This is a genomic window from Candidatus Macondimonas diazotrophica (genome assembly GCF_004684205.1).
Lineage (GTDB): Bacteria > Pseudomonadota > Gammaproteobacteria > UBA5335 > UBA5335 > Macondimonas > Macondimonas diazotrophica.
This window is the reverse complement of record NZ_SRIO01000030.1, coordinates 1-8,528: the sequence shown is the minus strand read 5'-3', so window position 1 is coordinate 8,528 and position 8,528 is coordinate 1. Positions and strand designations below refer to the sequence as shown.

General features: G+C 56.4%; 15 protein-coding genes. 13 read left to right on the top strand and 2 right to left on the bottom strand.

The window, feature by feature from the left end; translation table 11 throughout:
• The 6 genes from E4680_RS14340 to E4680_RS13095 all read left to right on the top strand — a co-directional run.
• Nucleotides 1-273: hypothetical protein (locus E4680_RS14340; RefSeq protein ID WP_205688935.1), on the top strand; the 273-nt coding region annotated here is incomplete at its 5' end.
• Nucleotides 270-572 carry a hypothetical protein gene (locus tag E4680_RS13110; RefSeq protein ID WP_135282872.1) on the top strand — a complete coding sequence of 101 codons (303 nt, stop codon included), beginning with the start codon at nucleotides 270-272 and terminating at the stop codon, nucleotides 570-572. The genes E4680_RS14340 and E4680_RS13110, both read left to right, overlap by 4 nt.
• The gene (locus tag E4680_RS13105; RefSeq protein ID WP_135282871.1) at nucleotides 565-798 is read left to right on the top strand and encodes a hypothetical protein; all 234 of its coding nucleotides are present in this window, start codon (nucleotides 565-567) and stop codon (nucleotides 796-798) included. The genes E4680_RS13110 and E4680_RS13105 overlap by 8 nt, the downstream gene beginning before the upstream one ends.
• Nucleotides 795-1,235 (top strand): hypothetical protein, encoded by a 441-nt coding sequence (locus tag E4680_RS13100; protein WP_135282870.1) that lies wholly within the window; start codon nucleotides 795-797, stop codon nucleotides 1,233-1,235. Before E4680_RS13105 ends, E4680_RS13100 begins: the two co-directional genes overlap by 4 nt.
• Nucleotides 1,236-1,295: 60 nt before the next feature.
• A complete protein-coding gene (locus tag E4680_RS14130) occupies nucleotides 1,296-1,469 on the top strand; it encodes a hypothetical protein (RefSeq protein ID WP_167792516.1) in 174 nt (57 codons plus the stop codon).
• 163 nt (nucleotides 1,470-1,632) lie between these two features.
• Nucleotides 1,633-2,040, top strand: a complete 408-nt coding sequence (locus E4680_RS13095; protein WP_135282869.1) for a hypothetical protein — start codon at nucleotides 1,633-1,635, stop codon at nucleotides 2,038-2,040.
• 12 nt (nucleotides 2,041-2,052) lie between these two features.
• Here E4680_RS13095 and E4680_RS13090 read toward each other — a convergent pair whose 3' ends face one another.
• The gene (locus tag E4680_RS13090; protein WP_135282868.1) at nucleotides 2,053-2,511 is read right to left on the bottom strand and encodes a hypothetical protein; all 459 of its coding nucleotides are present in this window, start codon (nucleotides 2,509-2,511) and stop codon (nucleotides 2,053-2,055) included.
• A gap of 1 nt (nucleotide 2,512) precedes the next feature.
• On the bottom strand, nucleotides 2,513-3,193 hold the full coding sequence (locus E4680_RS13085; RefSeq protein ID WP_135282867.1) for a hypothetical protein: 681 nt from the start codon (nucleotides 3,191-3,193) through the stop codon (nucleotides 2,513-2,515).
• 799 nt (nucleotides 3,194-3,992) lie between these two features.
• Between E4680_RS13085 and E4680_RS13080 the strand changes: the two genes are divergently transcribed.
• From E4680_RS13080 to E4680_RS13050, 7 genes are all read left to right on the top strand, one after another.
• Nucleotides 3,993-4,577: a hypothetical protein gene (locus E4680_RS13080; protein ID WP_135282866.1), complete on the top strand. Its 585-nt coding sequence runs from the start codon at nucleotides 3,993-3,995 to the stop codon at nucleotides 4,575-4,577.
• Nucleotides 4,578-4,584: 7 nt separating this feature from the next.
• Entirely contained in the window at nucleotides 4,585-5,127 is a 543-nt protein-coding gene (locus tag E4680_RS13075) for a RuvC family protein (protein ID WP_135282865.1), read from the top strand.
• Entirely contained in the window at nucleotides 5,117-5,395 is a 279-nt protein-coding gene (locus E4680_RS13070; RefSeq protein WP_135282864.1) for a hypothetical protein, read from the top strand. Before E4680_RS13075 ends, E4680_RS13070 begins: the two co-directional genes overlap by 11 nt.
• Complete coding sequence (locus E4680_RS13065) at nucleotides 5,392-6,003, top strand: hypothetical protein (RefSeq protein WP_135282863.1); 612 nt, start codon at nucleotides 5,392-5,394, stop codon at nucleotides 6,001-6,003. Before E4680_RS13070 ends, E4680_RS13065 begins: the two co-directional genes overlap by 4 nt.
• Nucleotides 6,000-6,266, top strand: a complete 267-nt coding sequence (locus E4680_RS13060) for a hypothetical protein (RefSeq protein ID WP_135282862.1) — start codon at nucleotides 6,000-6,002, stop codon at nucleotides 6,264-6,266. The genes E4680_RS13065 and E4680_RS13060 overlap by 4 nt, the downstream gene beginning before the upstream one ends.
• On the top strand, nucleotides 6,256-6,576 hold the full coding sequence (locus tag E4680_RS13055) for a hypothetical protein (RefSeq protein WP_135282861.1): 321 nt from the start codon (nucleotides 6,256-6,258) through the stop codon (nucleotides 6,574-6,576). The genes E4680_RS13060 and E4680_RS13055 overlap by 11 nt, the downstream gene beginning before the upstream one ends.
• Before the next feature lie 42 nt (nucleotides 6,577-6,618).
• A partial coding sequence (locus E4680_RS13050) for a phage terminase large subunit family protein (protein WP_167792515.1) occupies nucleotides 6,619-8,528 on the top strand: 1,910 nt, incomplete at its 3' end.

The following is an 8,528-nucleotide window of genomic DNA, read 5'->3' as shown; positions in this document are numbered from 1 at the left end:
TACAAGGATTGGTCCTCCGAACTTCGTCCGAAAGACGAATGGTCCGTCCTGGACTGGGCTGAGGAGTACGAAGCCGAGGAGGTCCGGGAATTCACGAACATGGACGACGCTTTCGACTGGGCGGCGGCGAACCTGCGCATCGCGCTGTTTTGCCAGATGACCGTTCGGGAGTTCCAGGAAAGCGAGTGGATGACGCTGGAGGAAACCAGGCGATGGCTGGTGAGCGAAGGCGACGAAGAGGGCGAGATCGTTATAGAGGAGACCGCCTGGTGAACATCTCTGACCCTATCCGGGTCCTGTGGACCTCAGACCCTCATCTCCCGCACGGTGTTTTTGTCATCCTGTTCGAGGACGGTCGAAAACTCGCTCATGTCGTTGCCATTCAGGAACTTGCCGAGAGTCTGTGGGTCCGCGTAGAATCCGAAGACACCTCCATGTTTGGAGATCACCTCTTTTGGGACGTGGAGTTCCACAACTTCTCCATCACCAAAGTCGACGAGATTCCTGACATCACCGGACACAAGGAAGTATCTGTTCGCTGCGAGGCTTCTCTGGAGGATATTGATGACTGACGGTCAATTCCAGAAACTAATCAACAAAGCCCTGAAAATCTCAGACGCCTGTCGGGTTATCCAAGCGGAACTTTCTCGCGCATTCGAAGAAAGGTACGGGGCAACCTACAGCGACATTGACGCTGACGAATTGATCGACGCCTTTGATTACCTGGGTCTCGACAATCTAAGCGTAGCACAGGTCGACGAGATCATGCGCAAAAACGGGAGCCCCAGACTGTCATGAACCTCTCAGAAAAAGACAGGAAGCAGATCGCCTACATGTTTGCTTATAGCATCGAGCAGCCGGTTCTTCCTCGCGACCTGGAACACGCACTCCAACTCGAACGATTCTGTCAGGCCGGGTTCATGAAGCCTGTCGAGCAGGAAGCTTCCCGTCAGCCTGCCTATGTTCTGGAACCGGACACGGAGACAGCCTATGTCTGGACCGAGGCCGGCAAATATGCAGCAATGTGGCTTTGTATGGCACGTGTTGGGGCATCACACGTTCCGGCTCCCTTGCACCCTGATGTCGTGGTTCATGGGACCATGACAGGACGGGTTCATGGGTACAGGTCGGATGCCATTACCGAAGACAGCCTGGCCGACGCGGATTATTCGGAGATGGAGAAGCGGGTCATCGCATGGGATACTTCGGACGACGCCCCGAATAAAAAGAGTTGACATAATGGAATCCTTTTTGTAGGGTGTCTCCATCGCAGACAACACAGAAAGGAGCACATCTTGGATTTCATCTTCTCCGACAAGGACGCCACCACGCTCTCCACGCCTATCAAGGACGTGAATCAGGCCAAACTTTTTCTCCTGATGCTCGCCGCGAACGGTCTCCTGTTCATGAGTCTGCGCACCGGAATTGCGGGTCTGTTCCTTCTCCCGCATGCTGCGGCCCTGAAATGATCAGGGTACTCGACCCTCCGTCATTCAGGCGGAGGGTCCTTTTCTTGAATCGAACGAAATTTGTCGCCTTATGGTAGACGAACGTGACCTGGATCAAAAAAGTTGACATATTGGGTTTTTCGTGACACGAAGGATCATCGCACACGATATGAAAGGATACAAAATGGGTTACATAACCATCAGCTTCACAAATAGCGAAGGCCACTCGGTCAAAACGATTGAGCAGGCTGACAAAGTCTGGTTCCACTACGATGGAAACGGCTGCTTCGGCTGGTTTCTGACGCCTGAAGAGTGGAAGGACGAAGAGAGCCGCCAGCGTCGGATGAGCCGGGAAATGGAAAACACCGACCATCACGATGTCATCGCAATGGACATGTATTCAAGGTATAGAAAAAGCGACGTAAACGACTTATTTCTAAGAACAACATTTCCTCAGTACAAAGACACATTGTTCAAGGACAGTCGTTCTATGCGGTCTTTCCTTGTGAAAGATGGTATCATCCCAGACACTATCCACGGGTCAACGAATATCTTCCGGTATGTCAAAGGACTGAGTCTTATCGAATTGTGATCCAGTCATAATTCACATCCGTCTCAGTTCGTCACCGGTCAACAGATTGAGTTCGCCGAAGCCGCAATAGTCGCTTAATGCATCCTCGATGCCCCACGGTGCGTTGCGTGTGATCCACTGGCTCAAGGCAGCCGGGGATATGCCCATGCCATCCGCGATCATGTAGTCCGGTATGTCGGCATCCCTTGCCAGCTTGATGAGGAGAAGGCGGGACAGGAGACTGCAGTCGATCCGCAAGGTGCCATTGATCAGCCTCTGAATCGGTCGCTTGACGAAGAGGTCGTGCACGAGATCGGCACGGTCCTTGTCAGGCTTGCCCGGCTTTCTCTGCCTGGCGAGCCATTGCTGCAGGGCAGACCTTGTGATGCCGAGCACCTTCCCAACCTCGGTCATGGAGCGGCCCGCCCTGGCCATGTTCTCCACGCGGTCCATTCTGGTGGGCTGCTTTCGCAGGGACTGGGCACCGTTCATGTCACGCCTCCGTGGCGGTCTCTTCACTTTCTTGTCGTGGGTGTGGATCGATCATGGTCATGCGGTCCGGGCGGTCGAAATCCCACGCGTCGCCGTTCAGGGGGACGCCGTAATGGGACATGTCCTCGCGCAGGTGTTCGAGATATCTTTCGGCTCTTTTCCTGGACCACTTCCATGGAAGGCGACGGGACTCCACTTCGTCCGGGACGTCCCTGAACAGTCTCAGATCATGCTCGACAGCTGTCTCCATGTCTTCCAGTGGAAGTTCGACCACAGAGGCAGGGATATCAATGAACCTCAGAATAGTCACAGCACGCTCGACCGCAGTCTTGTAGAGCGCAAGGAAGCGTTCTCCGCTGTGTTCTCCTATTGGAGGGAATGGCGGGACAGAGAGATCAACCTTCGGCAGGCGAATGAGATAGGGAGCAATCTGCGTGAACCGGTATCGCTCCTGCTGAAGTGCAGTCGCATGCGCCACATGGAATGCCGCAACAAGATCGGCGCACAGAGAGGCCTTCCGGAGCGCGCGTTTGTGCTCGATAAGGAGAGGACGATCCTGGTTGTTGTGCCTGAATTGGTAGATGCGATCCTTCCCGACACCGAACATGGCGGAAAGATCGTCTGCGCTGAAGAAAGGCAGTCCGAGGGAATTGGTGACAACGAGCAGAGAGTCAGGCGACAAGGTGCACCTCGTTACAGAAATCAACAAAGATCGGTCAACCTAACCTGGCGAGGACATCCTGTCAAGGTCTGTCGGGTCGTCCCTACAACACTGAGAGACATCAGTCAGCACGCCTTACAGAACGAAATTTCCCCAAATTTCTGTAATTACAGAAATCTGTAATGCGGAGTAGTAGGAGTCAGACAGCCCCCCTCTATAGGGCTGAATTTCACGATTCTCTGTAATTTACAGAAACCTGTAATTATTTTGCACGGAAAACGCTTCCAGCGAAGAGTGCGAGAGCTACAGAAATCTGTAAATTACAGAGAATCGTGAAATTTTCACCTATATGTCTAGGGGGAATCACTCCTACTACTCCTCACTTAGTTTGTTAAATTACAGGAGTCTGTAATGAGTCTGTTAAATTACAGGAATCTGTAATCAAGGTCATGAATTCACCTTCATCCTCAGAGGGACGCCAGAAGTTACGCCGCAAGGCGGAACTTGATTCTTGGGCGCGGATTTCACGGCGCGACTGACCTGGCGGGGCGTTCTGCTTGCGGATGTTTCTGAACAGACGTGGCGAACGCTGATCCTGTGCCGTTCGCTTTAATGAACGCTTGAACTGCCGCACTCGTGAACTTGCGGATTCATGAATTCACGGACTCACGAACTGTCGAACTCACGGATTCGATTGTCCCCGCGCCGCAGCGCGCAGCGCGAGGAGGGGCGAAGCCCCAGCGGGTGTCAGCCAAACCTAACTTGACAAAGCATGGTTGACCTAACATAATCCGAGATAATCAGAGAGCAGGAATCTCCTTTGTCCCAGACACCTTCAGCTGCCCTGCCGGACCTTCCTTCAGAGCGTCCGTCCCGCCTCGACATTGAAGTCCGGCGCGAGACTGCGAGAGTCCTTCTCCGTGATTTTCGTGACTGGATGCAGACGCGTCATGCGTGGTTTCGTGATGACGGCCTTCTCCTCAACGAACTGGCAGATTGCCTGAAACATGTCGATCCGTTCAAGGCAATGCACGAGGCTGTGGTGCTCCATGGCTGGCCTGGCGACTATGAAGGTGTCGAACTGTTCCGCCGGAGCGCTGCCCCACTTCGGAAAGTGGTCGAAAGACTCACCCAGAGATGGATCGTTTCGACAGGCATTCGTTTCCCTGCCAGGGCAGACGACACCGTTACCTATCTCAGGGACAGCGCCGGCCTGAAAGTTCGCCAGACAGGCGTCGTGATTACCGTCGACAGGAACACAGCGACAGCGGTCCTTCGTGTCATCTGGAACGGTAAGAAAAACGAAGCCGTCCGGATCAACGCAGAGGATGTCTGTTCTGTGACGCCTGCCGTGACTGTCTCTTCTCCTTCCCCTGAACCCATTGGTGGCGGAACCGCTGCCTAGAGGATAAATGGCCAGATCCATCTTTGCCATCGACCCCGGCAAGTCAGGTGCAATTTCCCTCCTACAGACCAGTTATGACGGGACCCAGCTCCTGTCTGTGTGGGATATGCCTATCGATTCCCACACAGGGGACCCGGCTGCATATGCCCTGCATGCCATCCTGAGAAACGCCGATCCATCGGACACTGTCTGTTATATCGAGCAGGTCGGAGCACGTCCGGATCAGGGTGTGGTTTCGACATTCAATTTCGGGCTTGGCTACGGCATCTGCCTTGGCGCTGCGGCGATTGCCGGCCTGCCCATCGTCCTGGTCAAGCCGAATGTCTGGAAGCCGAAAATGCGCATCGCGCCAGGTGGGACCAAGACCCAGAAGAAGGCGCGCGCCATGGCCCGCGCAACGCTGCTGATGCCCGGGTGCGACGTCTTCTGGCCGCTCAAGAAGCATGACGGTCGGGCGGAGTCCGCGCTCATCGCGGCCTATGGCGCGCTGAAGGAAGGCGTGCCTTGCACTCAACTCAAGCCGTGGAGGTTGAACGGGGATGCCGTTTGAGAAGCCCTTCGACCCGAGGAAGATGTCGCGACGGGAGCGGGACATCCTGCGTCGGGATCTGACTTCGACTGTCGCCTCGGCATATCAGGCACGCGAGACTTCGATGGAACGGTTCATGGGGGCGATCAACGCAGATTACCCTTCTCCGGAAGAGATCGAGGATACGCGATTCCGTTACCTCACGGCCTGCGAGGCCCATGCCGACGCCCTTATCGGACTGAGGGGTGTCTTGATCACCTTCAAGCGCGATCGAGGCCGTGGCGGATGACCGAAGGCGTTCCGAACAAGGACATCCCTCTCCAGAACGCGCGGCACGAGCTTTATGCCCAGCATCGCGCGCTCGGTATGCCTGGCCTGGATGCGTGTGCTGCATCCGGGTTTCAGCGCAGTTCTGATCTCGCCATTCGTCTCGATGAGCGCCCGGAGATCATGCTCCGCATGCAGTTTCTCAGCGAGCTGAGGAACCAGCAGATCGCGGATCGCAGGCGTCAGGCCGAACAGCACAACGAGGCAAGCGAACTGGGAGTGACGTCCAGGTGGGTACTGGAGCGCCTCAAGGACAATGTCGATCTCGCCCAGGATGCAGGCCAGTTCGGAGCGGCGAACTCTTCCTTGAAGCTCATTGCCGACCTCATCGGAATGAAGGCCGGGGACAACAGCAAGCCCGCAGAGGCCCAACCGGCGCTTCCAGGAGACCGCCTGGACGAGTTCGCCAGGGCCTTGAACGATCTTGATCTCGGAGACATCGACGACGGTCAGTTCATGCTGGACGAACTGGATGCCTCCGATGACGAGGCCCTGCAGCAGGCGCTCAGCGAGATCCCCGAAGACGATCCTGAAGACCTTCCCTTTCTCAACCCCGGAGAAGACAAATGAACCGTATCAACCCCACTGTCGAGGAGATCGACGAGGCCACGGTCGAGATCAACCGGCTGTATGGCATCACGGTCGGCGCCATGATCCACGGACGAGACATCGATCCGCAGGACTGGGAGATCATGTGTGCCCTGACCGAGCACGACAAGGGTGATAATGTCGGCCATGTCAGTCAGGAACTGGCACGTCTGCTCGAAGTCGCCAAGAACGAGAAGTGGGCCGCACGCGTGCGCGCCTTCGCTGCACCGGATTATGTCAATTAACGTCACGGACATCTCGATTCGATCCCAGAGGGTTCTTGCCGAACTGGAAAGCGAACTGATCTGGCTCCGAAATTGTTCGGACAAGTTCGCGCATCCTGCTCATTACCGCAGGGAAGTTGACCGGTTCAGGACTCTGATGGGCAGGATCGGAATGCCGCCAGATTCCGACTACTCGCAGGCGGTCAGTGCGATCCGCCGCCTGATTCTGGAAATCCAACACCAGTTCGCCAAGGACTTCGCCTGGAAAGCCTTTGATGGTGTTTTCGATCCGACCGACAGCGACCCGGATACAGACAACAGCGTCGCCTGACGCAGAAAGGACATGCCAAGCCCCTTCCCGTGGGAAAGGCGGATGGAGATCAGGTCGGGAATCGACAAGGCCTTCGACCTCCTTGACCGCCTGAACACCCATCTCACAACCGGTGCGAAACTGCATCCAGCAGCACGGGAAGCCATTGTCCGGCTGGCGGGTTCGACCGATCCGGAGGCCATGGTCAAGGCCATAACGGCATTCGCCGAGGGTATGAAGGCGGACTATGTCCGGCGCATCACCGACACAGCCTCGCGTGATCTAGGCGCCTTCGCCGAGGTCATGAATTACGACCAGCCGCCAGCCTATCACCACCAGTTCATCTGCGACCACCTGATGATGGCAGAACGCGGCGAGCTGACCCATTTCACCCTGTCGGCCCCACCCGGACACGCCAAACCGATCTGGGAAGACAGCAGGGTCATCGCCAAGCTGGACAAGGATTACAAGACGAAGAAGGGCAAGTATTTCGGCAAGAACCAGTACGGCAAGAAGACCACGCTGAAGGATGTCGAACCCGGCTGGCTCGTCTGGACCCACAAGAAGCGCTGGAAGAAAGTCACCGAAGTACACGAGCAGGGCGTCCTTCCCGTCCTGGTCATCATCACCAATGCCGGATCGGTGCTCAGGGCCGAACAATCACACCCTCTTCTGACGTCTCGGGGATGGGTCGAGGCTGGCGCCCTGCAGGTCGGCGACCGAATCTTGACCACCAGTCCGTCGGAACGGGTCAACGCCTTCAAGGAAGTCGAGTTCTATGATGGAACGGTCTACACGACCGAGACGGTCATGCATGTAGGTCATGGCGGACATGTTCCATGTCGATGCCTGACGGTGGAGGAAGACGCGTCTTTCGTCGCCGAGGGCCTCATCGTCCACAATTCGACCTATGCCTCGCACCTCTTCGGTGCCTGGTATATGGGCAACCATCCCGATGACCGTTTCCTTCAGGCCGGCAACACCCAGAGCTTCGTGGACGACAATATCTCCGCCAAGGTGCGGGGATACCTGCGCGAACCTGTCTATCAGGCCGTTTTCCCCGAGGTCACCATCTCGCGGGAGAAGTCCTCTCTTAAGAATTGGCGGATCGAGGGTCGCAAGGGAGACTATACAGGCCGTGGAGTCGGCGGTGCTATTGCAGGCCTTCGTGCGAACTATGCCAATGTCGATGACCCGATTGCTACACGCGAGGCCGCAGAGAGCGAAAACGAGCGGGAAAAGACGTGGAACTGGTTCGAAGACGACTTTTCCACACGCCTTCTTCCGGGCGCCCCCATGTCGATTATCGCGACCAGATGGCACGAAGATGACATCATAGGCAGGCTCAAAGCCCGCCAGAAGGATAAAAAAGATGACAAATGGGAGTTCATTAACCTTCCGGCAATCGCCGAAGAGGACGATCCTCTGGGACGGGCGCCGGGTGAAGCGCTTTGGCCTGAGTTTTTTACGTTAGAATTTCTAATGGATCTGAGGGCGGAGTCGAGTGGTAAAAAATGGAATTCCCTCTACCAGGGCCACCCCTTCGACGCCGATGGCGGCGTGTTCAATATCGAGTGGATGGCCCGCTACAAGACCTTGCCGGACGCAGATCAGATCAAGAAGGTGACGATCTCGGTCGACTGTGCCCAGAAACCGACCCAGCGGTCCGACTACACGGCGATCTCGGTCTGGATCGAGAGCCATATCGGCAAGCACTACCTGGTCAACATGGTCCGCCGGCGGATGGAATTCACCGATATGGCGAGGACCATCAACCTTCTGGCCCGGCGCTATGGTGCGCATGAAATCCTCGTCGAGGAAGGCGGCGCCGGCGTGCAGTACATCCAGACCCACTCAGGCCGCGACGGACGCAAGCGCAAGGCGCCGTGTCCAGTGACGCCGATCCCGCTGAGCCCGGTCAACACCAAGGCCTTCCGCCTGGATGGCTGCGTTCCGATGATCAAGGCCGGCGA